The 25,982-nt window shown below is 68.4% G+C and carries 22 protein-coding genes; 12 read left to right on the top strand and 10 right to left on the bottom strand.

Features of this window, described 5'->3' with window-relative positions; genetic code table 11:
• Positions 1 to 44 precede the first annotated feature (44 nt).
• The 9 genes from OXC99_04095 to OXC99_04055 all read left to right on the top strand — a co-directional run bounded on the left by OXC99_04095 (position 45) and on the right by OXC99_04055 (position 12,315).
• Positions 45 to 917, top strand: a complete 873-nt coding sequence (locus OXC99_04095) for an HAD family hydrolase (protein ID MCY4624170.1) — start codon at positions 45 to 47, stop codon at positions 915 to 917.
• A 70-nt stretch (positions 918 to 987) separates the two neighbouring features.
• Entirely contained in the window at positions 988 to 1,482 is a 495-nt protein-coding gene (locus OXC99_04090) for a hypothetical protein (protein MCY4624169.1), read from the top strand.
• Entirely contained in the window at positions 1,483 to 2,397 is a 915-nt protein-coding gene (locus tag OXC99_04085) for an aldo/keto reductase (GenBank protein ID MCY4624168.1), read from the top strand.
• A 188-nt stretch (positions 2,398 to 2,585) separates the two neighbouring features.
• Positions 2,586 to 4,454 (top strand): ABC transporter substrate-binding protein, encoded by a 1,869-nt coding sequence (locus OXC99_04080; GenBank protein ID MCY4624167.1) that lies wholly within the window; start codon positions 2,586 to 2,588, stop codon positions 4,452 to 4,454.
• Between the two features lie 79 nt (positions 4,455 to 4,533).
• Positions 4,534 to 5,829, top strand: a complete 1,296-nt coding sequence (locus OXC99_04075) for a Rieske 2Fe-2S domain-containing protein (GenBank protein MCY4624166.1) — start codon at positions 4,534 to 4,536, stop codon at positions 5,827 to 5,829.
• 214 nt (positions 5,830 to 6,043) lie between these two features.
• On the top strand, positions 6,044 to 7,258 hold the full coding sequence (gene larC / locus OXC99_04070) for a nickel pincer cofactor biosynthesis protein LarC (protein ID MCY4624165.1): 1,215 nt from the start codon (positions 6,044 to 6,046) through the stop codon (positions 7,256 to 7,258).
• A 244-nt stretch (positions 7,259 to 7,502) separates the two neighbouring features.
• Positions 7,503 to 8,480 carry a MoxR family ATPase gene (locus OXC99_04065; protein ID MCY4624164.1) on the top strand — a complete coding sequence of 326 codons (978 nt, stop codon included), beginning with the start codon at positions 7,503 to 7,505 and terminating at the stop codon, positions 8,478 to 8,480.
• 8 nt (positions 8,481 to 8,488) lie between these two features.
• Positions 8,489 to 9,739 (top strand): DUF58 domain-containing protein, encoded by a 1,251-nt coding sequence (locus OXC99_04060; GenBank protein MCY4624163.1) that lies wholly within the window; start codon positions 8,489 to 8,491, stop codon positions 9,737 to 9,739.
• Positions 9,736 to 12,315 (top strand): transglutaminase domain-containing protein, encoded by a 2,580-nt coding sequence (locus OXC99_04055; GenBank protein ID MCY4624162.1) that lies wholly within the window; start codon positions 9,736 to 9,738, stop codon positions 12,313 to 12,315. Before OXC99_04060 ends, OXC99_04055 begins: the two co-directional genes overlap by 4 nt.
• Here OXC99_04055 and OXC99_04050 read toward each other — a convergent pair.
• Entirely contained in the window at positions 12,308 to 13,303 is a 996-nt protein-coding gene (locus OXC99_04050; protein ID MCY4624161.1) for a 3-phosphoglycerate dehydrogenase, read from the bottom strand. The two genes, OXC99_04055 and OXC99_04050, sit on opposite strands and share 8 nt — an antisense overlap.
• Before the next feature lie 77 nt (positions 13,304 to 13,380).
• Complete coding sequence (locus OXC99_04045) at positions 13,381 to 14,397, bottom strand: class I SAM-dependent methyltransferase (GenBank protein MCY4624160.1); 1,017 nt, start codon at positions 14,395 to 14,397, stop codon at positions 13,381 to 13,383.
• A 115-nt stretch (positions 14,398 to 14,512) separates the two neighbouring features.
• On the opposite strand from OXC99_04045, the gene OXC99_04040 reads away from it, so the two are divergent.
• On the top strand, positions 14,513 to 14,800 hold the full coding sequence (locus OXC99_04040; protein MCY4624159.1) for a zinc ribbon domain-containing protein: 288 nt from the start codon (positions 14,513 to 14,515) through the stop codon (positions 14,798 to 14,800).
• A gap of 76 nt (positions 14,801 to 14,876) precedes the next feature.
• Here OXC99_04040 and OXC99_04035 read toward each other — a convergent pair whose 3' ends face one another.
• Positions 14,877 to 15,605: a TIGR01906 family membrane protein gene (locus OXC99_04035; protein ID MCY4624158.1), complete on the bottom strand. Its 729-nt coding sequence runs from the start codon at positions 15,603 to 15,605 to the stop codon at positions 14,877 to 14,879.
• Between the two features lie 75 nt (positions 15,606 to 15,680).
• On the opposite strand from OXC99_04035, the gene mazG reads away from it, so the two are divergent.
• Positions 15,681 to 16,466: a nucleoside triphosphate pyrophosphohydrolase gene (gene mazG, locus OXC99_04030; GenBank protein MCY4624157.1), complete on the top strand. Its 786-nt coding sequence runs from the start codon at positions 15,681 to 15,683 to the stop codon at positions 16,464 to 16,466.
• Positions 16,467 to 16,474: 8 nt separating this feature from the next.
• On the opposite strand, the gene OXC99_04025 is transcribed toward mazG, so the two are convergent.
• Positions 16,475 to 18,517 (bottom strand): hydantoinase/oxoprolinase family protein, encoded by a 2,043-nt coding sequence (locus tag OXC99_04025; GenBank protein ID MCY4624156.1) that lies wholly within the window; start codon positions 18,515 to 18,517, stop codon positions 16,475 to 16,477.
• Between the two features lie 173 nt (positions 18,518 to 18,690).
• Here OXC99_04025 and cofE point away from each other — a divergent pair, with 173 nt between their 5' ends.
• Complete coding sequence (gene cofE / locus OXC99_04020; protein MCY4624155.1) at positions 18,691 to 19,467, top strand: coenzyme F420-0:L-glutamate ligase; 777 nt, start codon at positions 18,691 to 18,693, stop codon at positions 19,465 to 19,467.
• Between the two features lie 46 nt (positions 19,468 to 19,513).
• Here cofE and aroB read toward each other — a convergent pair whose 3' ends face one another.
• The 6 genes from aroB to serA are packed head-to-tail and all read right to left on the bottom strand — an operon-like array spanning position 19,514 to position 25,921.
• Positions 19,514 to 21,163, bottom strand: a complete 1,650-nt coding sequence (aroB, locus tag OXC99_04015; protein ID MCY4624154.1) for a 3-dehydroquinate synthase — start codon at positions 21,161 to 21,163, stop codon at positions 19,514 to 19,516.
• 40 nt (positions 21,164 to 21,203) lie between these two features.
• Positions 21,204 to 21,665 carry a PIN domain-containing protein gene (locus tag OXC99_04010; GenBank protein ID MCY4624153.1) on the bottom strand — a complete coding sequence of 154 codons (462 nt, stop codon included), beginning with the start codon at positions 21,663 to 21,665 and terminating at the stop codon, positions 21,204 to 21,206.
• A 4-nt stretch (positions 21,666 to 21,669) separates the two neighbouring features.
• Complete coding sequence (locus tag OXC99_04005; protein MCY4624152.1) at positions 21,670 to 21,954, bottom strand: hypothetical protein; 285 nt, start codon at positions 21,952 to 21,954, stop codon at positions 21,670 to 21,672.
• 29 nt (positions 21,955 to 21,983) lie between these two features.
• Positions 21,984 to 22,823 (bottom strand): ATP-dependent sacrificial sulfur transferase LarE, encoded by an 840-nt coding sequence (gene larE, locus OXC99_04000; GenBank protein ID MCY4624151.1) that lies wholly within the window; start codon positions 22,821 to 22,823, stop codon positions 21,984 to 21,986.
• Positions 22,823 to 24,292, bottom strand: a complete 1,470-nt coding sequence (gene radA, locus OXC99_03995) for a DNA repair protein RadA (protein MCY4624150.1) — start codon at positions 24,290 to 24,292, stop codon at positions 22,823 to 22,825. Before radA ends, larE begins: the two co-directional genes overlap by 1 nt.
• 48 nt (positions 24,293 to 24,340) lie before the next feature.
• Positions 24,341 to 25,921 carry a phosphoglycerate dehydrogenase gene (gene serA, locus OXC99_03990; protein MCY4624149.1) on the bottom strand — a complete coding sequence of 527 codons (1,581 nt, stop codon included), beginning with the start codon at positions 25,919 to 25,921 and terminating at the stop codon, positions 24,341 to 24,343.
• Positions 25,922 to 25,982 lie beyond the last annotated feature (61 nt).

Genomic DNA, 25,982 nt, shown 5'->3' with positions numbered 1-25,982 from the left:
TCGCAGCTGCGAACGCAGGCAGGCGTTCGTAATGGCGGGGGAACATGCCGCAGCCGCAGAACATCATCGGCATCGTCTACGACTTCGACAAGACGCTGAGCCCCCATTCCATGCACGAGGACACCGTGCTGCCCCGACTTGGGCTCAACCCGGCGTCGTTCTGGCAGGAGACGGACCGGCTGGTCGCGGAGACCACGTACGAGGCGGAGCTGGCGTGGATGCGCCTGCTGCTGGAAAACGAGGCGTTCCGGCAACTCTCCAACCAGGACCTTCGCCACATGGGGATGTCCCTCGTCTTCTATCCCGGCGTGCCAGAGGTCTTCAATGAGCTCTCGGCCGTCGTCGACCAGCCCAGGTACCACGAGCAGGGGGTGACGGTGGAGCACTACATCATCACCTCCGGCCTGCGCGAGATCATCGAGGGCAGCAACATCCGTCCCTACGTCAAGTCGATCTTCGGGTCTGAGTTTGATGAGGACGCGGCGGGCAAGCTCTATTTCCCCAAGCGCGCCATCAGCCACACGCAGAAGACGCAGTACCTCTTTCGCGTCAACAAGGGCTATCTGGACCTGCACAAGGACGTGAACGACCACGTGCCGCACGAGGAGCACCGCATCCCCTTCGCCAACATGGTGTACATCGGCGACGGGCCGACGGACGTGCCCTGCTTCGCCGTGATGACGCAGATGGAGGGCCACACGATGGCCGTCTACGACCCCGATGACCAGAACTCCTTCAACAAGTGCATGAACCTGCGCAGGGCCGATCGGGTCGAGGAGATTGCCCCTGCCAACTACCAGCGAGGCACCCACCTCTGGAGGCTGCTGGAATACCGCATCCTGGAGATTGCCGACGCCATCGTCGAGCGGCGCAAGGGCGGCTCGGAGGCGACGATCATTCCGGCGCCGGGGTTCTAGGGGACGCACACAGCTCACCACCCATCGGACCCGCCCTCGGTGCGCGCGGGGCAGGGACAGGAGGAACTTCATGCCAAACGGCGGCTCTGACTGCTGCGGAACGTGCTGGTACAACCGCGTCAACGAGGGCACGGCGGGCTACGAGCGGTCCGGAGTAGGCAAGGGAATCAAGGACCACTGCGAGATCCGCGGCCTTGCCATCGAGACTCCCTTCTACACCTACTGCGCCAATCACCCGCACCACATGCCGGAGGGCGGGCCTGTCCCGGTTGGGCCGGTGTTCACCGGCGATTCCAATGGCAATCGGAAAGTGTGGGTGGAGTCGCCCGACACGGAGGAGGTCAGGCTCGCGCTGCTGAATATGCTGGACGGACTTGCGCACGTTGTCTCCCGTGACAGGTATCCCTTTACCTCGCCGGGCATAGCGCAAGTAGTGGTGGGGCAACTGATGGGGTTTCGGGAACAGCGGGCGGCGCCCGTCTTGCAGCGGCTGCTGGAGCGTTGGCCGGAGTCTGAGCTTTTTCAGGAAGCGTTGAGAGAGATCACAAACGAAAGGGAGGACTAGATGGCGGACATTGTGAAACGGACCCTGGGGCGCACCGGATACGAGGTTACGGCGCTGGCCTACGGCGCGATGGAGCTGCGGGGCGCGCCGCGCGGCCGGGACATCGACCCGGAGGAGGCCGGGCGCATCCTGAACGCGGCGCTGGACGGCGGGATCAACATGATCGACACGTCCATCGACTACGGCGTGAGCGAGGAGCTCATCGGCCGGTACATCCCGCACCGCCGGAACGAGTACTTCCTGGCGTCCAAGTGCGGCTGCTGGGCCGGCGACAGCGAGCCTCCCGCGGACGCGGCGCTGACGGGCGGGCGATTCCCCCACGTCTTCACGCGCAAGAACATCGTCGCCGGCGTCGAGCAGAGCCTGCGCCGGATGAACACGGACCATCTTGACCTGGTGCAGTTCCACGCCAGCCCGTCCCCGTCAGTGCTGGAGCAGCACGGCGCCGTGGAGGCGCTGCTGGACCTGCAGCGCGAGGGCAAGATCCGCTTCCTGGGCATGTCCGGCACGCTGCCCAACCTGCCCGACCAGATCGGCCTGGGCGTGTTCGACGCCTTCCAGATACCCTACTCGGCCGTCGAACGGGAGCACGAGGACGCGATGGCGCGGGCCTGCGAGGCGGGCGCGGGCGTCATCGTTCGCGGCGGCGTCGCCAAGGGCGACCCGGACGGCGGCGGCCACGGCGGCGACCGGTGGGCGCTGTGGGACAAGGCCAACCTGAACGAGCTGCTGGAAGGGATGACGCGCACGCAGTTCATGCTGCGCTACACCATCTCCAATCCGAGCATGCACACCACCATCGTCGGCACGGCGAACGCCGATCACCTGGCGGACAACCTGCGCACGGCGGAGCTCGGCCCGCTGCCCCCGGACGTGTACGCCGAGGCACAGCGACGGCTCTCGGAGGCGGAGTAGACGCAGTAGGGAACCGATTCTTCTCGGAATGCGTCTAGGCAGGTGAGTGCGCCGTGCGCATATCCTACGGACAACTGGCCAATAGGCTGATTGACCTACGGGAGTATGCGCTGGTAGTATGCGCAACTGCAACCACACCTCATGCGGATTTGGTTGGGTGCTCTTACAGATTCAGTAGGAGGGGGACAATGACGACGATTGGAAACAGGTTACGACACGCTTGGCTTCTCGCGGCCGCGTTAGCGCTGGTTCTCGGGCTTGCGGCATGCGGCGGAAGCGACGACACGAGCAGCTCCGCGACAACGACGACGACAACGTCCTCAGCAGCGCCCACGGCGCCGCAGGCTCCGGCGGAAGCTGCGATCCCGCAGGCGCCCTCGTCCGTAGCGTCCGCGCCCATCATTCCCGAGGCGCCGGCGCAGCCCGAGGGTACGATGATGGAGAGGCCCGCTGAACCAACCGGTGCGGCGCTTGTCGAACGGCTGGTCATCGCCAACCCGGCGCCGGGCAACGAGTCGAACAACCCCGGCAGGGACCTCGGCCCGCTGAGCACCTTCCAGGTCCGGCCGATCTACGAGAACCTCGTCGGGTTCAACGCTGACACTGGCGTCCTGGAGCCGCAGCTCGCCACCAGCTGGAGCGTGGAGCCGGACGGCATTTCCATCCGCTTCCTGCTGCGAAAGGGCGTCCCGTTCCACGGCAACAACGGTGAGTTCACCTCGCGCGACGTCGTCTACACGCACGCGCAGCTCACCCAGCCGGAGTCCATCCACCCCCACCGCTCACGGCTGCGCCTGGCAACGATCGAGGAAGTGAACGACTACGAGGTCGTGTTCCGCCACAGCAGGGCAAACGCGGAGTTCATGCGGATGATCTCCGAGCAGGTGGGCTCCATTCAGATCCAGAGCGCAAGCGCCGCGGGCGTTAGCGCAGGCGATCCCGCCGATGCCCTCGGGAACCAGGCTGACCTGACGGGCGCCCCGCTCCCGGGGACGAACGCCTACCAGTTTGTCAGCCGGACGCAGGGCCAGGGCATGTTGTTTGAGAAGGTGCCCTACCAGCACTGGCGTTCCAACCCGGACTTCCAGGAGTTGGAGTTCAAGTGGGTAGGCGAGGCGTCCACCCGCTACGCGGCGCTCCTGACGGACGAAGTGCACCTGACCCAGCTGGCCGAGGACCAGAAGCCGGAGGCTGAGGCCAAGGGCATGGTGGTCTCGACGGGCAAGCACGGGGCGCAACGCGTGTTCGTGGGCTTCCAGGGCGTCTTCTTGGACAGAAACTGGGGGACCTATGAGGCGCAGGGCACCGAATGCGGCTACGCGCACTGTGACTCGCCCTTCCTGGACGTCCGCGTCCGCAAGGCGATGAACAAGGCCATTGACCGGCACCTCCTGAACGAGGCGTACTTCGGCAACAAGGGCCAGATCATGGTCATGAACCACCACCGGCCCGGCGCCGCGTACCACAACCCCGCGTGGGACCAGAACTTCGAGTCCGAGTACGGCTTCGACCCGGCGGCGGCACGCGCCCTGTTGGCAGAGGCCGGATACAACGAGAACAACCCCTTGGAGATTGAGGTCCAGATTTCCACCCACGCCCAATTCAGCCAGTCCGCGGACGTGCTGGAGGCCCTGGCGGGCTTCTGGGAGGACGTGGGCATCAAGGCCGGACTTGACGTGACCGACGCGGCGGCTCGCCGGGCGGCAAGCCGCGGGTTCCAGTACAAGAACCACGTCGGATTCGGCGCCACCTTCTCCTTCGACATCCAGGGCTGGCGCGTCTACAACTCCCACGTCTCCCCCAGGGGCAGCTCGCTGGAGCTCCAGGAGACCAGGGACCTGATCGACACGATCCAGATGACGCTGGACCTGGACGAGCAGACCAGGCTGATGCGGGAACTCGGCGACCTGGCGTACCCGCTCCACATGGGCATCTTCCTCTACTGGATCCCGGCGGAGCTGGTCTACAACCCAACGTACGTTGAGTCCTACAACTTCCCGGGCAACATCTCCGACCTCTGGACGCACTACGAGCTGATCAAGGCAGTCCGGCAGTAGGGCAAGCAGGCTTGAAGACAATGTCCGGGGCGCTCCGATTTCGGGGTGTCCCGGACATCGCATTTTGGGAGGATGACCCATGCTGACGTTTCAGGAAAACGAGACCCTGGCCCGCGTCGGGCCGGGCACGCCGATGGGCGCGGTGATGCGCCGCTACTGGATGCCCGCCGTCCTCTCGTGGGAGCTGCCTGAGCCCGACTGCCCGCCCATCCGTGTGCGGCTGCTGGGCGAGGACCTGGTCGCATTCCGCGACACCGACGGCGACGTTGGCATCCTCGACAACTACTGCCCGCACCGCCGGGCGAGCCTCTTCTTCGGCCGGAACGAGGAGAGCGGGCTGCGCTGCGTCTACCACGGCTGGAAGTTCGACGTGCGCGGCGACTGTGTCGACATGCCCTCGGAACCCGTGGAGAGCAATTTCAGGGACAAGGTGAAGATCACGGCGTACCCCACCGCCGAGCTCGGCGGCATAGTCTGGGTCTACATGGGCCCCAAGGAACTGGAGCCGGAACCGCCGGCCTTCGAGTGGACGCAGGTGCCGGAGCTGCACCGCGGCACGACCAAGGTGGTGCAGCGCTGCAACTGGCTCCAGGGTCTCGAGGGCGGAATCGACTCGGTGCACACCAACTTCCTGCACCGTCGGTTTGCGGGATCCGGCACGGACGTCATGGACCGGGCCCGCGCCAACTCCCTGGCCGCCCACGTCGAGGTCACGCCGACCGACTACGGCTACACCTACGCCGGCATCCGCACCGTCAGCGACGACGAGGGCAACTACGTCCGCGCCTACCACTACATCGCGCCCTTCTACCAGCTGCGGCCGGGCGGGCAGCTCCAGCGGCGGCACGGCCGGGCCTCCGGCCACATCTGGGTGCCCATCGACGACGAGAACACAATGGTGTGGAACTTCAGCTACCGCTTCGACGGCAACGAGATGGCGGAGTCGGAGCGGCGGCAGACGGGCTCGGGGAACGAGTTCGGCAAAGACATCGACGTCGCAGCGGGCTTCAGATCGAGGGCCAGCGCAGAGAACGACTACCTCATCGACCGTGAGGTCCAGCGTACCCAGACCTTCTCCGGCATCCCGGGCACCAACACCCAGGACCGCGCCGTGCAGGACACCATGGGCCCCATCTGCGACCGCACCCGCGAGCACTTGGGCACCACGGACCGCGCCATCATCATGGCCCGCAAGATCCTGCTCGACGCCGTACGGCGCGTCGAGGACGGCGGGACGCCGCCGGGACTGGGCCGCAACGCACACCAGCTTCGGCCAATTGAGAAGGTCTTGCCCCTCGGAACGGAGTGGCGTAACGCCCTCTGGTCCGAGCTGTACGACGGCGCACCCTACACGCCGGAGTACGTGCCGGCGTAGACAGGCCTGCATTCGCTCGAGCACTCGAAGGGAGCCCCGCTTAGGGGCTCCCTTTCAGTTGGTCAGCTTCCGCGCCGTGCGGGGGTGTTGGCGGCATCTAGGGCGGTGGGGGATAATTGGCGTCTGACCTCTTTCGCGCCCGGAGCGATCACGTCCTCAGTGTCTGCATCGTTCCGGGTGTGGCGGCGAGAGTCTTGAGGGTGTGAGGGTCGCGATGCGCGTTGGGTACATCCACATGATCGGCGGGGCCAGCGGCGATATGCTGCTGGGCGCGTTGCTCGACGCCGGCCTCAGCCCGGCCGACCTCGAGGCGGAGCTGATGAAGCTGCCGGTGCCCGGCTGCGCCATTGCCGCTACACGCGGTCACCGGGGCGGCCTGCCCGGCGTCCACGTCACGCTGGACACCGGCGGCTCCGGCGCCGAGTCCGTCCGCATGGGCTGGCAGGACTTCGCCGACGCCATCAACGGCAGCGGGCTTGCGCCCTCGGTCGCTGAGCGGAGCCTCCGCGTCCTGCGGCTTCTGGAGGAGGCGGAGCGGTCGGTGCACGGCGCGGCGCCCGGCGACCCCTCGCCGCACCCGCATGAGCTGGGCACGCTGGACACGCTCGTCGACGTCGTCGGCACGGTGGCGGGGCTTGAGCTGCTGGGCGTCGAGCGGTTGTACGCAAGCCCCATCCCGATGGGGTCCGGCGTCATCAAGGCCGCCCACGGCCCGCTTCCGGCGTCTGCGCCCGCGACGATGGCCCTCGCGGTCATGGCGAACGCGCCCGTCACTCCGCCGCCCCACGGCTACACCGGCGAGCTCGTCACGCCGACCGGCGCGGCGCTCGTAACGGGCCTCGCGACCTTCGAGCGGCCGGCGATGCGGCTGGAACGCGTCGGGTACGGGCTCGGCACGCGGAACCCGGAGAGCTTCCCCAACGCCGTCGCGCTGTGGGTGGGTGAGGCGGAGGCCGTGCCGGCGCGGCGGCAGGTCACGCTGCTGGAGACCAACATCGACGACGCCAGCCCGCAGCTTCTCGGCTACGCGCAGGAGCGGCTCTTTGAAATGGGCGCGCTTGACGTTTGGCACACGCCCATCCAGATGAAGAAGAACCGGCCGGGAACCTTGCTCAGCGTCCTGGTCCCGGCGTCCCTGGAGGCTGACGCCGTCGCAATGCTGCTGCGTGAAACGACGACCCTCGGCGTGCGCCGCCGGGAGGTCGAGCGGTACGAGGCCGGGAGGGAGATGCGCGACGTGCACACGGAGTTCGGGCCCGTGGCGGTCAAGGTGAAGCTGCTCGACGGTAGGCCCGTCGCCGCCGCGCCGGAATACGACGCCTGCCGCGCCATCGCCGTCGAGCGGGGGCTGCCGCTGCAGGAAGTCCTGGCACGTGTGGGCCAGGCGGCGCGGGAGCAGCTGCTGGCCGAGCCGTCCCCTGCGCCGTAGCCGGAACCTTCATTCACAACAACACCCCACCCAGGAGGGCTCGCATTTGGCGGTATCGCTGTACCGACATGGACATTTGCGCTATCCTGTATAGAACCCAATGCCTATGGGGCCAGCGGCGTTGCTTCAGCTATGCGGCGGGCCAATGATTCGAGACGTTCCGAATGGACACGCAGATCCGATAACCGTGTCGGTGGAGCGCCGTGGGCCGCAGGCCCCCGGACCGCGCCAGCCCAAGGAGGTCATGGTGCAGGACGGCGCAAGCGCGCAGACGAAAATAACCAGGCTTATCGACAACGTGTCCCGCGTGATCCTGGGCAAGCGCGAGTCTGTGGAGCATGCGGTCATCGCGCTGCTCTGCGGCGGACACATACTCATAGAGGACGTGCCGGGCGTCGGCAAGACGATGCTCGCGCGCAGCGTCGCGAGGTCGACCGGCTGCAGCTTCGGGCGCATCCAGTTCACGCCCGATCTCCTGCCCAGCGACATCACCGGCGTGTCCGTCTACAACCAGCAGTCGGGCGAGTTCGAGTTCCGGGCCGGGCCAATCATGGCGCAGATGGTGCTCGCAGATGAGCTGAACCGCACCACGCCCAAGACGCAGTCGGCGCTGCTGGAAGCGATGGAGGAACACCAGGTCACCGTGGACGGCACCACGCACGCGCTGCCCCGTCCGGCCATGGTGCTGGCCACGCTCAACCCCATCGAGTACGAGGGCACGTTCCCCCTGCCGGAGGGCCAGCTCGACCGTTTCATGCTGCGCATCAACTTGGGCTATCCGGACCTCGAGACGGAGGTGTCGGTGGTGGAGCACCAGGTGACCCAGCACCCCATCGAGGCGCTTGAGCCGGTGGTGTCGCCTGAAGAGGTGATCGAGCTGCAGGACGCGGTGCGGCAGATCCATGCCGACCGGGCAATCATGGAATACGCCGTGAGCCTCGCGCAGGTGACGCGACGGCACCCTGAGGCGGAGCTTGGGGCGTCGCCGCGCGGCTCGCTGGCGCTCTTCCGCGTGAGCCAGGCGCTGGCGCTGTTGCGGGGACGCGATTACACGCTCCCGGACGACGTCAAAGAGATGGCGGTCCCCGTGCTTGCCCACCGGGTCATCGTGCCGCCCTCCGCCCGAATGCGCGGCATCGACGGCAGGACCATTGTTGAAGGCGCGTTGGAGGAGGTGGCGGTCCCTGGCGTGAGATCGGGACAAAGAGCCCCGGCACGGTAGGGACGGTCATGAGCTATCGCCCGACGCGGTTTCAGGTCGTCCTGTTGCTGCTGGCCCTGTCAGTCCTGTACGCCATGGCCACGGGGTTTACGGTGTACTACCGGGTCGGCTACGCGCTGGTCCTTGCGCTCGCCGGCACGTACGTCTGGGGGAAGGTTGGCCTGTGGGGGCTGGACGTGCGGGTACAGCGGCGGCTGGGCTATCGAGAGGTCGGCGGCAACTTCGTGTCGCAGATCAGCGTCACCAACTCGGCCGGCCCCAAGCCGTTGCTGGTGGTGCAGGAGCATACGACCTTCCCCGGCCCCGGCGGCGGCCGCGTCATCAACCTCAGCACGCACTCGACCGAGATGTGGGCCAACCGCATCATTGCCACCCGCAGGGGCGACTACATCATTGGCCCCATTACCGTTTCTTCCAGCGATCCCCTCGGCATCTTCCGGCACCGGCGCACCTTCGGGACGGCGCAGCAGGTGATGGTGTACCCGGCGACGGTGCCGCTGCCGCTCTTCGCGCTGCCGCGCCGGGGCTCGCCGGGCGAGGGCGAACGGCGCAGCCCCTTCTCGAGCACCAGCCCAATGGTGACGAGCGTCCGTGAATACCTGCCGTCGGACACCTTTGGCCGCATCCATTGGCCGTCGACGGCCCGCACCGGCCAGCTCATGGTGAAGCAGTTTGAGCAGGACACCGGCAGCGACGTGTGGCTGGTGCTTGACCTTCACCGCAACGTGCAGGCCGGTGAGGGCGACGATTCCACCGAGGAGTACGGCGTCACCATAGCGGCGTCCCTGGCGCACCGCCTCCTCGACTCCGGCCTCGCCGTGGGGCTGTTTGCATTCGGCGAGGAGCCCATTCACATGCTGCCCGGACGTGGCTACGCCCACCAGGACCGCATCTTCCGCTCGCTGGCGACGGCGCGGGCGATGGGCGGCAGGCCCCTGGAGTCGGCGTTGGAGGAGGGGCGGCGCCTGGGATTGGACCAGAGCACCATGGTCATCATCACCCCCTCCGTTGACCCAAGATGGCCGGAGGCGGCCAACTGGCTGTTCCGCCACGGCTCGCAGGTGAGCACGGTGCTGCTTGACCCGGCGTCCTTCGGCGGCGAGGGCGAGGTCCCGGCGGTGGCGGACCGGCTCGCGTCGGGCGGCGTCCGCACCTACGCCGTCCGCAAGGGCGACGCGCTGTCGCAGGCGCTAGCCCGGCCGCTCTACCTTCCATCCGGCCGGATCCTCACGCCCCGGAAGACGGAGGCGCCGGCATGACGACCGCCGCTTCCGTGCGGACCACCGGGGACCTCCTGGCCAGAGGGCGGCTCTCATTCCATCCGCTGCGGCAGTTCACGCCCTCCGAGGGCTGGCTGACCTTGGTGGCCGTGCTGGCGCCGCTCTTCGTCATCGCGTGGACCATCTCGGAAGCGGCCTGGGCCGAGACGCCGTCGCTGCAATACGTGCTCCTCGTCGGCGCGCTCATCGGGCTCGGCGTCGCAAAGGCGCCCGGCTGGCAGACCGCCTGGCACGCCGGCGCCGTCCTGGTGGGAGCGGCCTTCGTCTACTGGCAGCTTTCCACCCTCACGGAAGCCGCCGGGTGGGTCGAGCCCTTCCGCGTCCTCAACATGCGCCTGGCTGAGTGGGGCGAGACTGCTACCGAGGGCGGCATCAGCACGGACACCATGCCGTTCGCCCTGTTCTTGACGGCGATGGCGTGGGTCATCGCCTACGTGTCGACGTGGGCGGCGTTCCGGCGGCGCAGCGTGTGGCTCTCCGTGGTCCCCGGCGGCTTGGCGATGTTCTCGAACCTGAGCTACCTGCCGGAGCAGTTCGGCTTCCAGATGTTCATCTACCTGGCATTCGCCATGCTGCTCATCGTGCGGATGAATTCCCTGAACCAGTGGACCGCGTGGTCCGGGGACGGGCTCTCGATACTACCGTCCTACGGGCTGCGCGCGCTGTTCCGCGGGAGTTGGTACATTCTGGCGGTGCTGCTCATCGCCTTCATACTGCCGTCGAGGCCGTGGCAGTCGCCGTGGCTGGACACCGCCTGGGAGTGGACGCGCGCCCCGCTCGACACCATCGAGGAGGACCTCGACCGGCTTTTCGCGGCCCTGCCCGACCGGAAGGGCGGCCTCAACCTGAACTTTGGGACGCACCTTCCCTTCCAGGGTTCCATCTCCCTGAGCGACGAGCCCCTCTTCCTGTTCGAGTCGCCGCAGCCGGCCTATCTGCGCGCCCGCGCCTACCCGGTCTACACCGCGCAAGGCTGGACGACCGGGCAGATGCAGACCGTTACCTTTGACGACGACCTGCCCTGGAGCCGGCCTCGCGGCTATCAGCAGCGGCAGGAACTGGAACACAGCGTTGTCCCGCTTTTCAGCACGGACACCATGCCGGTCTCCAATCTGCCGCTCCTCCATGAAGGAGACGCCGCCGTGAAGGTGCAGGCGCTGCCGGCGCCCACATTCTGGCTGCCGCTGGCCGGGCACCTGAACGCTGACCCCGGCCTTCCCGCCGATATTGAGCTCATTGTCCCGGTGCTGCAGGCGGCGCGCCTTTATGAGCGGGACGTGACCACGCAGGCCGATGTCATCCTGGCAATGGTCCCGGAGGATTCCGTCGTCACGCAGGTGGCCTTCCGCGACACGCCGGAGGGGGGCAACGAGCGGGCCTACCGCGTCGCGGAGCCGGAGGCGGGCGAGGCGGCCACGGAGCGCGAGGCCCTGGAGGCGACGCTGCGCCGCGACATCCGCTCGCTGACTTGGGTGCAGGTGTCGCGGCGGCCGCCAGACCCGCCGGACATCGTGGCGCTCCGCAGCGCGGGCAAACTTGACCCTGGCGACACGTACTCCATCACGTCGTCCCTGTCGACGGCGTCGCCCGACCAGTTGCGCGCGGCCGGCAACGACTACCCCGGCTGGGTGAGCGACCGTTACCTGCAGCTCCCGGCCGATCAACCGAAGCGCGTGAGCGACCTGGCCAGGGAGATCACGTTGGGCATCACCAACCCCTACGACAAGGCCAAGGCCATCGAGAATTTCCTCCATACCCTGGGATACGACCAGGAGATTCCAGCCCCGCCCTATGACGTGGACGGCGTTGAGCACTTCATCTTTGAGCTGGAACGCGGCTACAGCGAGTACTTCGGGTCAGCCATGGCCGTGCTGCTGCGCGAGGTCGAGGTGCCGGCGCGCATGGTCGTCGGTTACACGCCGAGGGAGTACGACCCGAACGCCGGCCACTGGATCGTGCGAGAGGCCGACAGCCACGGCTGGGCGGAGGCCTACTTCCCCGGCTATGGCTGGGTGGAGTTCGAGCCGACGCCGAACTGGCAGCTTCCCGCCGCACCGGAATCCTTCCTTTTCGAGGGCGCCAACGTCACCGCGACCGGCGCCGAGGACTTCTTTGATGAAGACGAGTTCTTTGAGGAAGATGCCTTTCTGACCGTCGGGGACCTGGACGTAGAGGAAGACCCGTTCATCAGCGGGACCGTGATGGCGTGGTCGCTGGCGGTCCTCTTCGTGGTATGGGCAACGTGGTACGGCTACCGTCGCACCTTCGTCAAGGTGAGCGTGCCGACGACGGTGTTCGAGCGCATGTGCTGGCTTGGCGCGTGGGCGGGCTTGCCGCACCACCGCAACCAGACGCCGGCCGAGTACACGTCGCGCCTGGCCCGGGTCTTCCCCGGCGCCTCAGGGGACCTGCGCATCCTCGGCAACGCGCACGCCGTCGAGCGTTACAGTCGCCGGTCGCTCTCGCAGCTCCAGTCTGAACAGGTCGGACGCGCCTGGACGCACGTGCGGAAGCTGCTCTTCCGCCGAGCGGTCCTGCACATTCCGTTCACGTAGGGAAGCCGACGTCCTGCGTCATCATGTGGACGGGCGTGCCCGCCAGCCACTGCCGGATGTTGTCCACCACCATCTCAAGGCCGTCGGCGTCCGCCTCCGGCGTGGATGAGGCGACGTGGGGCGCGAGGACGACGTTGTCGAGTGCCGTGAACGGGTGCCCCGGCGGCAGCGGCTCCCGGCTGAACACGTCCAGCCCAGCCCCGGCGATGCGCCCGGCGGCGAGCAGCTCCAGCAGCGCCTCCTCGTCCGCGATCGCGCCGCGCGCCGTGTTCACGAAGATCGCGCCCGGCTTCATTGACTCGAGCAGGGAGCGGTCCAGCAGCCCGCGGCTCCGGTCGGAGAGCCGCAGGTGCACGGTTACGATGTCGGCGGTGCGCATCACCTCATCAAGCTGAGCCCAACGGACGCCGGCGCGCTCGCCCCAGTCCTCGTCGGGATGGTACGTCCACGCGATGACGTTCATGCCGATGCCCCGGCCCAGCTCTGCCGCGCGCTTGCCGATGGGCCCAGCCCCGACAACCCCGAGCGTCTTGCCGTAGAGCTGCCCCACCGCGTCCTTTGCCCACCCGCCCTCGCGCACCAGGCGGTCGTTTGTGACCACGCGCTTGGCGACGGCCATCGCAAGCGCGATGGCGTGCTCGGCGACGGCGGGCGCGGAGTAGCCGGGCGTGTTGGTGACCAGGATCCCCAGCCGCCTGCAAGCCTCCAGGTCCACCATGTCCACGCCGATGCCGAACACCACGATGTGCCGCATGTCCGCGCACTGGTCCAGCACCTCAGCCGTGAACTGGCTGGAGTTGCGGATGCAGATGGCGACGTGCGCGTCGCGGATGCGTTCGAGCAGCATCTCCTGCCCCAGCGCGAGGGAGTCGTGGACGCGGAGCTCGCCGAGGTCACGGAGCTTCTGCTCCTGCGGCGAGCCGCCAATGGCCGGCGGTTCGTCGTCCGGCACGACGATGCGCAGCGTACTTTCAGGTGCGTTTGTCATGGGCGCTCCTTTGCGGGCGGCTGAGAGGCGCGACGCCGGCGCGGGGGCGCGACGCCGGCGCGGAGAGCGGGCGCCGGTTAGGGCTTGTACGCGATGACGAGGTCCCTGCTGCCCTCCAGGAGCCGCACATCCACGTCCCGGAACCCTGCCTGCTCTAGCCATGCGCCGTACACCGCGGCGGAGCGCTCCTGCCCGCCCGTCGACACCAGCGCGTGAAGGTCCATCAGCGTGGTCAGCAGCGGGCCCGTGCCACTCTCGTCCAGCAGCTTCTCGCACACCAGGATGGCGCCGCCCGGCTGCAGCGCCTGGAAGCAGTGGCGCAGAATGGTGTGGCATTGCTCATCCGGCCAGTCGTGCAGGATCCAGCCGAGGGCGATGACGTCGGCCTCCGCCGGCAGACTGCCCTGCTCGAAGAAGTCGCCGGGGTGCGTGCGCGCTCGGTCATCGACGCCGTACTGGCGCAGGTAGTCGTCGGCGATGGCGCAGACGGCCGGCTGCTCGAAGACGATGCCGTGCAGGTGCTGGTACTTGCGCAGCGCGGCGATGACCAGCGCGCCGGAGGTGCCGCCCACGTCCAGCAGGCAGCGGTATGGCGTGAAGTCCACGGCGTCGACAATTTCCTGCGCGTCTGGAACGGTCAGGTTGTGCATGCCCTGCACGAACCCGCGGAGCTGCCGAGGCTCGGCGTAGACGGCGGCCAGCATGTCGAAACCGGGGCCGAAGACCTCCTTCACCCGCGGCGTGTTCTCCCGGACCGCGCCCGGCAGCAGTTGCCACAGCCGCCAGTGCAGTTGGCTCAGGTGCTCCACCTGCGCGCCGAGGTACCCCTGCTGCCCCTTGACCAGGTAGAGCGCGGCCTCCTCCGTGTTGCTGAAGCGTCCGTTCTCCTTCTGGATGAGCTCCAGCGCCACCAGCGCGTTCATCAGCCGCTCCAGCGCGCCGGGGTGCAGCCGCAGCCGGTAGGCCAGCACCTCGGCGCTGGCGGGTCCCTTCGCGAGCTCGTCGAACACGCCGAGCTCCACGCCGGTGAAGAGCGTCTTGGACATCCAGAAGGCGGTGAGCATTTCCTGGATGTGCTTTGGAGAAGTGGGCATATTGGCGGCGACCTCTATTCGAGAATTACGCAATTCGTACCCGCCATTGTACCCGTTGAGCGCGTCGTTGTGTAATCCCTCCTGTCTCGGCGAGGGCATGCCCCCAAGCCCTGCCTTGTTGACCAACCTCCTCCGCGCCGATACAATCAACCCCGTCACCGAGACTGAGGAGGGCGCCATGCCGCTGTACGAGTACCACTGCGAGCCCTGCAACGAGCGCTTTGAAGTCCTGCGGCCCATGTCCAAGGGCAACGACCCGGCGACATGCCCAACCTGCCGCGGCGCGGGCCGGCGCGTGCTCTCCGTCTTCGCGGCCATCACGGCCGGCGGCCCCGGCGAGTCCTCCATGCCCATGGCGGACGGCGGGGGCGGATGCTGCGGGGGCGCCTGCGGCTGTCACTAATCACAAGACATAACGCAAGACACTACGAAGCCCCGGTCCTGCCGGGGCTTCTGCTTTTTGTTCCTCACGCTGGATGTCAGGCTGTCGGGTTCGGAGTTTCGGCGTCCTCCGGCCCAGAGGCGAGCCGGCGGTGCAGGTAGCGGCTCACGCCCCAGATGGCCGCCGCCTCCGCGACCGTCAGGACGGCGAGCAACACCGTAGCCTCAAGCCAGAACCGGTAGGGGAACAGCACCACAAGGAAGTGCTCGCTTGGGTTCAGGATCCAGTAGTCATTGCTGAAGCTGATCTGGTGGAAGAGCGTGAAGAACACGGGAAAGCCCAGCGCCAGCACGATGCCCGTCGCGACGAGCCCCACTCCGCCCACCGCACCGGCCATCGACGTCCGGCGCAGGAAGCGCACCCCCTCGCGGCGGAAACCCCACGCGGCGTAGACCAAAACCGCCGCGCCGGTCACGTACGTGACCGTGTACACCAGCCCCAGCAGCGCCTTCACGTCGCGCATGTGCTCGACTTCCCGCGCCGTGAACAGCGGGCGAGCGTGGAGGAATATGGTCATGTACTCCTGTTCGTTGCCGAGGTACTCGCGGATCTCGTCGCCCACGCGCTCTATCTCGCTCGCCGGCAATCCGGTGTTCTCCGCGATGCGGTTGCGCTCGAAGCCCGTGTTGTACACCAGGGGCGCGTTGAAGAGCGCCCGCACGTTGAGGGTGACCAGGAAGATCGGCAGGGCGACCAGCACGGCCACGCCCGCCCACCGGAACACTCCGGGCGAGACCCGTGACCACCTCTCGATCCATGCGTCCAAAGCGTCAACCTTTCTCGCCTGTCTGGTGGCTGCTCTCACCAGTATAATGGGCGCATCCCTACAGGAGTAACGCGCATGCAGGAGCACGGGCAGCACACGTACCAGGCGCTGTGGGACATCGTCAACCGGCTGCGGGCGCCCGGCGGCTGCCCGTGGGACCGCGAGCAGACGCACCAGTCGCTCCGCCGCAACCTCCTCGAAGAGTGCTACGAGGCCCTCGAGGCGCTGGATGCCGAGCAGCCCGGCGCGCTTGCCGAGGAGCTCGGCGACGTCATCGTGCAGATCGTCTTCCACTGCCAGATCGCCGAGGAAAACGGCACGTTCACGCAGGACGACATGTTCCGCCACATCTGCGAGAAGCTCGTGCGCCGCCACCCCCACGTCTTCGGCGACGTGACCGTGCGCGATGCCCGCGAGGTCGAGTCGAACTGGGAGCAGACCAAGCGGCAGGAGCGCGGCGACGACGTGTCCGCCCTCGACGGCGTCGCCAGGGGCATGCCGGCGCTCGGCTACGGGCAGGCCATCTCCAACCGCGCGGCCCACGCGGGCTTCGAGTGGGCGGGCCTCACCGACGTGATGGCCAAGGTCCGCGAGGAGTTGGTGGAGCTGGAGCAGGCGGAAGGGACGCAGCGGCAGGAGGAAGAGCTCGGCGACGCGCTGTTGGCGCTTGTGAACGCCGCTCGGTGGATGGGCGTCGACGCCGAGACCGCGCTGCGGCAGGCGAACGCGCGCTTCTACGGCCGCTTCACCCGCGTGGAGTCGGCGGCCCGCGCCTCGGGCCTCGATCTGCGCGCGGCGTCGATGGACGAGAAGCTCGGCCTGTGGGACGAGGCCAAGCGCGCAGAGGCCGCTAGAGGGTAGGCCTCGCTCTACCTCGACACGTGCGAGATCACCAAGTTCCCGTAGCCGTCCACCCTCGCCGTCCACCCCGGCGGCACGACGGTGGTCGCGTCCATTTGCAGCACGACGGCAGGCCCCGCCACGACAGCGTCAGTTCGCAGCGCTTCGCGGCGCAAGAACGGCGTCCGACGCGGCCCGTCCGCGAACACGACGGTGTCCTCGGCCACGAGCGCGTCGCCGTCGGCGCTGACGGTCGGCGGGGCCGCGCCCGGCTGCTCGACGGCCGAGACGCCGACGGCCTTGAGCCGGAGGTTCACCACCTCGATCGGCGCGCGGTCGTCGGCGTACCCGAACCGCTGCGCGTGGGCGGCGTGGAAGGCCCGCGCCGCGCTCGCCGCGACCGCTACGCCGAGACGTGGGCAGTCGACGGTCAGCTCGTAGGACTGCCCCACGTACCGCATGTCGAGCAGCGGCTGCAGCCGGATGCGGCGCCGGGGAACGCCCTCGTCGCGGAGCTCGGCCATCGCGCGGGAGCGCAGCCCCGCGAGGCCCTGCCGCAGCCGGTCCGCGGTGACCTCGTCCTGCGGCAGCAGCACCGTCTGCGAGTAGTCCTTCGTGATGTCGGCGATGGCCACGCCGTACGCAGACAGCGCGCCGGGCGTCGTCGGCGCCAGCACGCGGGTGATGCCGAGTCCCTCGGCCAGCTCGCAGGCGTGCTGCGGCCCGGCCCCGCCGAAGGCCACCAGCGTGAACTCGCGCGGGTCGAAGCCGCGCTCCAGCGAGATGGCACGGACGGCCCGCTCCATCGTCGCGTTCACCACGCGGACGACGCCCAGCGCCGCCGCGGCGGCGTCCGCGCCCATCGCCTCGGCGAGCCGCGCCAGGGCCGCGCCCGCCGCGCCGCGGTCGAGGGGCATCCGCCCGCCGCGGAAGTCCTCCGCCCGGATGCGCCCCAATACGAGGTTGGCGTCTGTGACAGTGGGCGCGTCGCCGACGCCGTAGCAGGCCGGGCCCGGGTCGGCGCCCGCCGACTCCGGCCCCACCGTGAGCGCGCCGCCGGCGTCGACGTGGGCGATGGATCCGCCGCCGGCCCCGACGGTGTGCACGTCCAGCATCGGCACACCGATGGGCACGCCGCCCAGCGACGCCGCCACCGTCTCCTGCATCCTCCCCGGGCACAGCGAGACGTCGGTGGAGGTGCCGCCCATGTCCAGCGTGATGATGTCCGGGTAGCCCGCCAACCGCGCTACCGCCAGCGCCCCGACGACGCCCCCGGCGGGCCCGCTCAGCACGGTGCGCACCGGCTCCTGCGCCGCCGCCCCCAGCGAGACGCTCCCGCCCGAGGACTGCATGACGCGGCCGCGGCCGGGGATTGCGCCCTCGGCGCCGAGGGCCGCCTCCAGCCGCCTCAGGTAGCCGGCCATGACCGGGCCCACGTAGGCGTTGGCCGTCACGGTGCTTGTGCGCTCATACTCCCGGTACTGCGGCAGGACGCGGTTGGAGACGGAGATGAACGGCGGGGGATCAAGCTCGCCCAGCGCCTTGGCGACCAGCTCCTCGTGCGCCGGGTGGAGGAAGGAGAACAGCAGGGAGATCGCGACGGCCTCCGCCCCCGCGTCGCGCACGGCTTCGACGACGCGGCGGACAGCTTCAGCCGAGGGCGCGCGCTCGACGCTGCCGTCGGCCAGCACGCGCTCCTCGAGGCCGAAGCACAGCTCCGGCGGCGCGAGCGGCGGCGGCTTCTGCTGCATGAAGTCGTACAGCGAGGGGCGGGTCTGCCGCGCCAGCTCCAGCAGGTCCTCAAAGCCCGCCGTAGTGACCAGCGCCGTCCGCGCGCCCTTGCGCTCGAGCAGCGCGTTCGTCGCGACGGTGGTGCCGTGCACGAGCTCGGTGTCGCGCTGCGACCATGTGCCGTCGCGCCACGCGCCCAGCTCCGCCAGCCCCCGCAGGATGGACCGCGACGGGTCATTGGGCGTGGACGGGACCTTGTGGACGCGCAGTCCGCCGGGCCCCATCAGCACGAGGTCCGTGAACGTCCCGCCTGTGTCCACCCCCACCACAATCGCCGTCAATCCAGCCCTCCGGGTATCCGTCTCAGCTACAGGCCATCCCGACAATCGTACCACGCGCGCCGCCGGACACGTACGCATGACTCCCTGCGCCCCCCATTGCGTGGTACCCTTCCTGTGCCAATGTCGGGCCAATCGCACATGGACTGTGCCATCGCAGGCAGGGTAGTGAACGCATGACAGACGCGCAGAATCAGACCCGATTCCCGGAGTTCCGGGTCATCGGCATAACGGGCGTGCCGGAGATACAGGTGGGCGACGATCTCCCCGGCATCATCCTCGCCGCCGCCGAGGGGCAGGGTACGCCGGTCGAGGACGGCGACATCGTCGTCGTCACCCAGAAGGTGGTCTCCAAGGCGGAGGGCGCCCTCGTAAACCTGGCGGACGTGGAGCCGAGCCCGCTCGCGCTGACCATCGCCGGGGAGATGAAGGACCCGCGCCACGTCGAGGTGGTGCTGCGCGAGAGCCGCCGCATCGTCCGCATGGAGCGGGGCGTGCTCATCACCGAAACGCACCACGGCCTCATCTGCGCCAACGCGGGCGTCGACGCGTCCAACGTCACCGGCGACGACGTGCTCTGCCTGCTGCCGAAGGACCCCGACGCCTCGGCCCGCCGCATCCGCGACGCCGTCCGGGAGCGCGCGGGCCGCACGGTGGCCGTCATCATCTCGGACACATTTGGACGCCCGTGGCGCGTGGGGACGACGGACATCGCCATCGGTTGCGCGGGGATTGCGCCGCTCAAGGACTACCGCGGCATGGTGGACCGCGACGGGCGCACGCTGCAGGTCTCCGTGGCGGCCGTCGCCGACGAGGCCGCGGGCGCGGCGGAGCTTGTGACGCGCAAGACCATCGGCGTGCCGGTGACCATCGTGCGCGGGCTGCCTTACGATGTGTCCGAGGAGGGGGCGGACGTCATCATCCGCGAGGCGTCTATGGACCTCTTCCGCTAGGTACGCCCCCATTCACCCTTCGACAGGCTCAGGCGATTAGAGGGGGCTAGGTGACCGCCGCCAGCGCGTCTTCGACGATATCCGCCGGCACGTCGTTGCGCGTGGTCGAGCGTCCGCAGCCCTCGAGCAGCACCCACCGGATCGAGCCCGCGGCCGTTTTCTTGTCGACACTCATCGCCTGGCGCACGGCGTCGCGGTCGGCGCCGGGCAGCGACGTGGGGAGGTTGAAGCGGCGCAGCAGCGCGTCCTGCCGCGCCACGAGGTCGTCGTCGATGAGGCCCATCGAGCGGCTGATGCGCACCGCTGCCGTCATGCCGATGGCGACGGCCTCGCCGTGAAGCAGCTCGCCGTAGGCCGTCGCCGCCTCCAGTGCGTGGCCGATGGTGTGGCCGTAGTTCAGCAGGATGCGCAGCCCCAGCGTCTCGCGCTCGTCGCGGCTGACCACGTCGGCCTTCACCGCCATGCTGCGCCGCACGACGTCGTCGGACAGGGGGCGCTCAAGCCGGCAGATGGCCTCGGCGTGCTCCTCGAAGGTGCGGAAGAGGTCCTCGTCCAGGATGAGGCCGTGCTTGATCGCCTCCGCCCAGCCGGACGCCAGCTCGCGCTCCGGCAGCGACTGCAGCGCGTCCACCTCCGCGACGACGAGCCGCGGCTGGTGGAAGGCGCCCACCAGGTTCTTGCCCGCCTGCAGGTTTACCGCCGTCTTGCCGCCGATGGACGCGTCCACCATGGCCGCCAGCGACGTCGGGGCCTGCACCAGCGGCAGCCCCCGGTTGAACGTCGCCGCCGCGTAGCCCGCGAGGTCGCCAACAACGCCGCCGCCGAGTCCGACGATGAAGTGCCCCCGCTCGGCCCGCTGCTCAGCCAGCCACTGGTACACCGACTCCAGCGTCTCCAGGCTCTTGGAGTTCTCGCCCGCGGGCACGACAAAGGTGTGCACCGGGATGTCCGCCGACTCCAGCGCAATCTGCGCCCGGCGGCCGTGCGAGTAGAAGACGTTGCTGTCGGAGATGAGGTAGGCCGTCGTCGTCAGCCCCACGCCGCGGCAGAGCTCGCCAAGGCGGTCCACGACGCCGGTGCCCGCAAAGATGGGGCACGAGTGCGCCGAGGAGCGCACAATGGCGGCAAGCTCCGGCGCGTCCCGCGATGGCCCGTTGTCCACGCCGCCGACGGTCCTTGCCGCGCGGAGCACCTCCTGCGCCGCGTCCGTGACCGTGAGGGCGTCTGTGTGCACCGTCCAGTGGGCATCCGAGTAGGCGGCGGCCCGCTCGGCCTTCAGGGTGTGCGCCCGCTCCAGAGGCGTCTCGCCGGTTGGGCCGCTGAGGAGGGGCCGGACCGTCCCCTGCCCAACGCCGTTGGGGTAGAGCCGCTGCACAATGGTCTCCGGCGCCGCCTCCAGGCAGACCACGAACCCGGACGCCCGCATGAGCCCGCGGTTGGCGGTCGACTTCACCATGCCCCCGCCGGTCGAAATCACCTGCCGCTCGCCCTCGCAGACCTGTGCAAGCGCCTGCGACTCCAGCAGGCGAAAGGCGTCCTCGCCGTCCTCGGCAAACACGGCCTCGATGGACTTGCCCGCGATGCGCTCCAGCACGTCGTCAGTGTCGACGTACGCCCACCCAAGCTGCCGCGCCACGGCCTGCCCGACGGACGTCTTGCCCACGCCCATGAAGCCGGTGAGGAAGATGTTGTCCATGGAGATAGTGTAGTCGCGGGTACGGGGGTTGTCTAAGGGGCTAGAAGCTACGCAACTCAAGAAAATTCAACGCCGCGCCGTCCCCCTTTGCGAGGGCGGCGGAGTGCAATCTCTGATCTACGGTCAGCAATGGCGTTTCCTCTGACGCGGCGTCCAACAAGACAGCATCAGTGAGGCCGAACTGAAGGAAATCCTGCCGGGAAGAGGCTTGGGAACTGGCCACGTATACCTCCTGGCTGTCATGGATGATGTGGCGCAACATAATCATGAAGCGTGACCGCTCTGGTTCACGGTGTTGTCCCAACAGGTTGGTGGTCTCCGTCAGTGTGTTTGGCGTTACGTAGACGGCCTCCGCACGGTTCACAACGTTCAGGAGGGTGTGGTAGTCACCGACAGTGTACTGACTGAGACGACGGTGTTTGGCGATGTATTCGTGGCCAGTTCTACCCACGACGTAGAGCAAAAGCAAGTTAGTATCGACGTAGATGCCTCTGAACGGCACTAGTTTAGTCCCACGCTTTCAGAATCCGGTCTTTTACCCACAGCACGTCGCCGTTGGAAGTATTGATGCTCACAGTCTTGTAGGAACGGGCGAGCGTCTTCTCGTATAGTGAAGTGGCCAAGGGCAACTTTCGGTCCCAGGGGCGCGTGAAGCCGATGGTTATGTTCCAGCAATCGGCGTCAGGGTCAAAGTAGATCTCTTCCAAACCCAAGTCGCCAATGTCCTCTGCCCCAAAGAGCAGGAGCACATGGTTCTTCGCCGTCTCGACGGCGTCCTTTACTGTCATCATTGGTGTTTTGCCTCACTCTCATTCTACCACTAGGTCGGATGCCGCCGCTCGGCTTCTTTATGGTTCCCAAGCGCCTTGTTCAGGCTGCCCATCTCGTAGCCCGCAAGGTCGAGCGTGACATAAAGGTACCCCAGCGACCGCAGGCGCTCCACGACGCCGCGCCGCACGTTGCCGTCCGCCAGCCGTCCGAAGTCCTCCGGGCCAAGCTCTATGCGGGCGATGGTATCGTGGTGCCGTACACGGAGTTGCCGGAAGCCGTGCGCGCGCAGGTACGACTCGGCGCGGGCGACGCGGGTGAGCGCCTCCACGGTGACGGTGGTGCCGTAGGGGATGCGCGACGAGAGGCACGCCTGCGCCGGCTTGTCCCACGATGGCAGCCCCCGCTCCTTCGACAGCGCCCGCACGTCTGCCTTGGTCAGCTCCGCCTCGACCAGCGGGCTCCGCGCCCCGTGCTCCTTACCCGCCGCGATGCCCGGCCGGTAGTCGCCGAGGTCGTCCAAGTTGGTGCCGTTGGCGATCCAGGCGTAGCCCTCAGCCACCGCCAGCGGCTGCAGGACACTGTACAGGTTCACCTTGCAGAAGTAGCAGCGAGCGCCGTCGTTGGCGGCGTAGCGCGGGTCGTCGACCTCCTGCGTCTCGACGATGCGGTGCGCGAAGCCGAACTGCCCGGCGTACGCGCGGGCGTCCTCAAGCTCCTCGGGGGCCAGCGACGGCGACGCCGCTGTGACGGCCAGCGAACGCTCGCCCAGCGCGTCCCACGCCGCGACGGCCAGCAGCGTGCTGTCGACGCCGCCGGAGTAGGCCACCATGACGGAGCCCATCTCCTCCAGGATTGTGTGCAGCCGGTCGCGCTTGGCTTTAAGCTCCATCATGCGGGGGTCTCCACGTTCATAGGATCTGCCGGGCGGCCGGCCTCCATCACGCCCGGCACGGCGCGCCGCGGGAAGAGCGCGCGGATGGCCTGCGATACCGTGCTCACGCGCACGACCTCCAGGCCGTTCGTCTCGGCGGAGTCCACCTCGGAGGACTCCGGAGCGACCACGCGCTTCAGGCCCAGGCGCGCCGCCTCCTGCAGCCGCCGTCCCATCTGCGACACCGGCCGGACCTCGCCTCCAAGGCCCACCTCGCCGACGGCCGCCACGCCCGCGTCGAGCGGCTGGTCGCGGAAGCTGGACGCCATCGCGAGGGCGAGCGCCAGGTCGGCGGCGGTCTCGCTGACGCGCAGCCCGCCGGTGACGTTGACCACCACGTCCTGCGACCCCAGCGGGACGCCGGAGCGCCGGCTGAGGACTGTCGCCAGCATCACCAGCCGGCTGCCGTCCAGCCCGTTCGCCACCCGGCGCGGCGTCGGCCCAACGACGGGCGCCGTGAGCGCTTGGACCTCGACGAGCATGGGCCGTGTGCCTTGCAGCACCGGCGCCAGCACGGAGCCCACCAGCGGCCCCCTCCGGTTCGCGAGCAACTGCCGCGACGGGTCTGCCACCTCCACGAGCCCGGCGGCCTCCATCTGGAACAGCGCCACCTCGTTGGTGGAGCCGTAGCGGTTCTTCTCGCTCCGCAGCAGCCGCAGGGCGCTCATCGGCTCGCCCTCCAAGTAGAGCACCACGTCGACCATGTGCTCCAGCACGCGCGGTCCGGCGACGTCGCCTTCCTTGGTTACGTGGCCCGCGATGATGACCGGCGTGCGCGTGGTCTTGGCCCACGCGATGAGCAGCCGCGCGCACTCACGGATCTGCACCACGCTGCCCGGCGCGGCGGAGTTCGCGTCCGAGTGCAGCGTCTGAATGGAGTCGATCAGCACGGCGCACGGCTGTACCCGGTCCATCCAGCCGAGGACGTCCGGCGCGGCGGTCTCGTTCAGCAGCAGCAGGTTGCGTCCGTTGACACCCAGCCGCTGGGCGCGCATGCGGATCTGCGCGGCCGATTCCTCGCCCGCGACATACAGCACGCCGCCGCGGTTGTCCGCGAGTTCGACCGCCGGCGCCAGCGCCCCGGCCACCTGCAGCATCAGCGTCGATTTGCCGATGCCCGGGTCGCCCGCAATTAGCGCGACGGAGCCGGGCACCAGCCCGCCGCCGAGCACGCGGTCCAGCTCCGGGTAGGGCAGCACAATACGCGGGTCGTCGTCGAGGGAGACGCCCGCGAGCTCCACGGGGCCGTGCGTGTCGCTTGGCTGCCTCGAAGTCGACGCCCTGCCGCCGCGCGATGGCGCGAAGGCGGAGCGCTGCGGCGCCGCCTCCACAAGGGGCTGACCGGAGCCGCACGCGTAGCAGAAGCCCATCCACTGGCTGTGGCCCGTGCCGCAATCGGGGCAGATGTACTGGATGCCGTCAGGCATGGTGGGACTACCTCCGCTCCCGGTGCGGCGATTGTACCAAGGAGAAGACTACAGCCGCACGAGACGAATGGCCGTAATGGCGGGCTCTTTCACCAGCTCCTGCAGCAGCGCGTCAGGCATGGGGTCGTCGAGGCCCACCACCATGGTCGCCCGGCCCCTTGTGCGGACGCGTCCCACTTCCATGAAGCTGATGTTGATGTCGTGCTTGCCCGCCAGGCTGCCGACAGCGCCGATGATGCCGGGGCGGTCCTCGTTCTCCAACACCAGCAGGAACGGGCTGTCGATGATGACGTCCAGATGGTAGTCCCCCATTCGCGTGACATGGGTCTGTTCGCGCAGGTGTGTCCCGCCGACCGTGACCTCGCCGCCCGTGGTGGCCAGCCTGACGATGACCTCGTTGGCGAAGTCCTCGCGCGCCGGGTCCTTTTCCTCCGCGACGCGCAAACCTTGGTCCTCTGCCAGAAGGTTGGCGTTGACCAGGTTGACGCGCTCCTCGCGTCCCGGCTGCAGGAGGCCCATGAGCACCGCGGCCCGCAGCGGGCCCGTCTGCCCCGCGGCCAACTCGCCGTGGTAGACGATGGTGGCGGCGGTGGGAAGGCCCGGCGCCATCTGGATGGCAATCTTGCCGATGTCCACGCAGACCGAGAGGAACGGTTCCAGGAGCTCGTGCACCTCCTGCGAAACTAGAGGCGCGTTCACGGTGAAGCGGGCAGGCTGGCCCCGCAGCACCGTCAGTACCTGGTCGACCACTTCGAGCGTCACGCCCGCCTGCGCCTCTTCCGTGGACGCGCCGAGGTGCGGCGTGCAGACGATCCTGGGGTGCTGCGCGATGGTGAAGTCCTTGAGCGGCTCGTCGACGAAGACGTCAATTGCTGCCCCGGCCAGCCGCTCCTCGTCGAGGGCCTCCAGCAGCGCCGACTCATCGACCAGCCCGCCTCGGGCCACGTTCACCAGCCGCGCGGTCGGCTTCATCTTCGCCAGCTCGTCCGGCCCGATGAGGCTCTTGGTGGTGTCGGTCAGCGGCGTGTGCAGCGTCAGGATGTCGGACTTCGCCAGCAACTCGTCGAACGCTGCGATTTCCACGCCCAGCCTCGCAGCCCGCTCCGGCACTAGGTACGGGTCGTAGCCGAGGACCCGCATCTCCATGCCTATCGCCCGCTTGGCAACCTCTGATCCCACCCGGCCGAGGCCGACGATGCCAAGGGTCTTGCCCTTGACCTCAGTGCCCAGGAAGGCGGAGCGGTTCCACTTCTCGTCCCGCATCAAGGCGTTGGCCTGCGGGATGTTGCGGGCCATGGAGAGCATGATGGCGATGGTGTGCTCGGCGGCGGCGATGGTGTTGCCCGTCGGGGCGTTGACCACCGCGATGCCCCGCCGTGTGGCCGCGTCGACGTCGATGTTGTCCACGCCGACGCCGGCCCGGCCAACGACCTGCAACCGCGCTCCCGCCTCGATGACCTCAGCCGTGACCTGCGTCTCGCTGCGCACGATGAGCGCGTCGGCGGTGGCCACCGCCGCAAGGAGCTCGACCTCAGGAGCGCGCGACAGACGCTCGATGGTAAGGCCCGGCTGGGCCTCCAGGATGTCGATGCCCTCTTGGTGAATGGGATCGGTGATGAGGACTTTCACGTGAGCCTGGCTTTCTCTCAGTTGGCTATGACCGCCCTGCCGGTCGGCGCTCCCACATTAC

It is taken from the genome of Chloroflexota bacterium (genome assembly GCA_026713825.1).
Lineage (GTDB): Bacteria > Chloroflexota > Dehalococcoidia > Lucifugimonadales > UBA1127 > UBA1127.
This window is presented reverse-complemented; position numbering and strand designations above follow the sequence as displayed.

What these genes read in the sequence shown, in the direction of transcription:
- OXC99_04095 (MCY4624170.1), top strand. Translation starts at nt 45, where the DNA reads ATGCCGCAGCCGCAGAACATCATCGGCATCGTCTACGACTTCGACAAG.
- OXC99_04090 (MCY4624169.1), top strand. Translation starts at nt 988, where the DNA reads ATGCCAAACGGCGGCTCTGACTGCTGCGGAACGTGCTGGTACAACCGC.
- OXC99_04085 (MCY4624168.1), top strand. Translation starts at nt 1,483, where the DNA reads ATGGCGGACATTGTGAAACGGACCCTGGGGCGCACCGGATACGAGGTT.
- OXC99_04080 (MCY4624167.1), top strand. Translation starts at nt 2,586, where the DNA reads ATGACGACGATTGGAAACAGGTTACGACACGCTTGGCTTCTCGCGGCC.
- OXC99_04075 (MCY4624166.1), top strand. Translation starts at nt 4,534, where the DNA reads ATGCTGACGTTTCAGGAAAACGAGACCCTGGCCCGCGTCGGGCCGGGC.
- larC (MCY4624165.1), top strand. Translation starts at nt 6,044, where the DNA reads ATGCGCGTTGGGTACATCCACATGATCGGCGGGGCCAGCGGCGATATG.
- OXC99_04065 (MCY4624164.1), top strand. Translation starts at nt 7,503, where the DNA reads ATGGTGCAGGACGGCGCAAGCGCGCAGACGAAAATAACCAGGCTTATC.
- OXC99_04060 (MCY4624163.1), top strand. Translation starts at nt 8,489, where the DNA reads ATGAGCTATCGCCCGACGCGGTTTCAGGTCGTCCTGTTGCTGCTGGCC.
- OXC99_04055 (MCY4624162.1), top strand. Translation starts at nt 9,736, where the DNA reads ATGACGACCGCCGCTTCCGTGCGGACCACCGGGGACCTCCTGGCCAGA.
- OXC99_04050 (MCY4624161.1), bottom strand. Translation starts at nt 13,303, where the DNA reads ATGACAAACGCACCTGAAAGTACGCTGCGCATCGTCGTGCCGGACGAC.
- OXC99_04045 (MCY4624160.1), bottom strand. Translation starts at nt 14,397, where the DNA reads ATGCCCACTTCTCCAAAGCACATCCAGGAAATGCTCACCGCCTTCTGG.
- mazG (MCY4624157.1), top strand. Translation starts at nt 15,681, where the DNA reads ATGCAGGAGCACGGGCAGCACACGTACCAGGCGCTGTGGGACATCGTC.
- cofE (MCY4624155.1), top strand. Translation starts at nt 18,691, where the DNA reads ATGACAGACGCGCAGAATCAGACCCGATTCCCGGAGTTCCGGGTCATC.
- aroB (MCY4624154.1), bottom strand. Translation starts at nt 21,163, where the DNA reads ATGGACAACATCTTCCTCACCGGCTTCATGGGCGTGGGCAAGACGTCC.
- OXC99_04005 (MCY4624152.1), bottom strand. Translation starts at nt 21,954, where the DNA reads ATGATGACAGTAAAGGACGCCGTCGAGACGGCGAAGAACCATGTGCTC.
- larE (MCY4624151.1), bottom strand. Translation starts at nt 22,823, where the DNA reads ATGGAGCTTAAAGCCAAGCGCGACCGGCTGCACACAATCCTGGAGGAG.
- radA (MCY4624150.1), bottom strand. Translation starts at nt 24,292, where the DNA reads ATGCCTGACGGCATCCAGTACATCTGCCCCGATTGCGGCACGGGCCAC.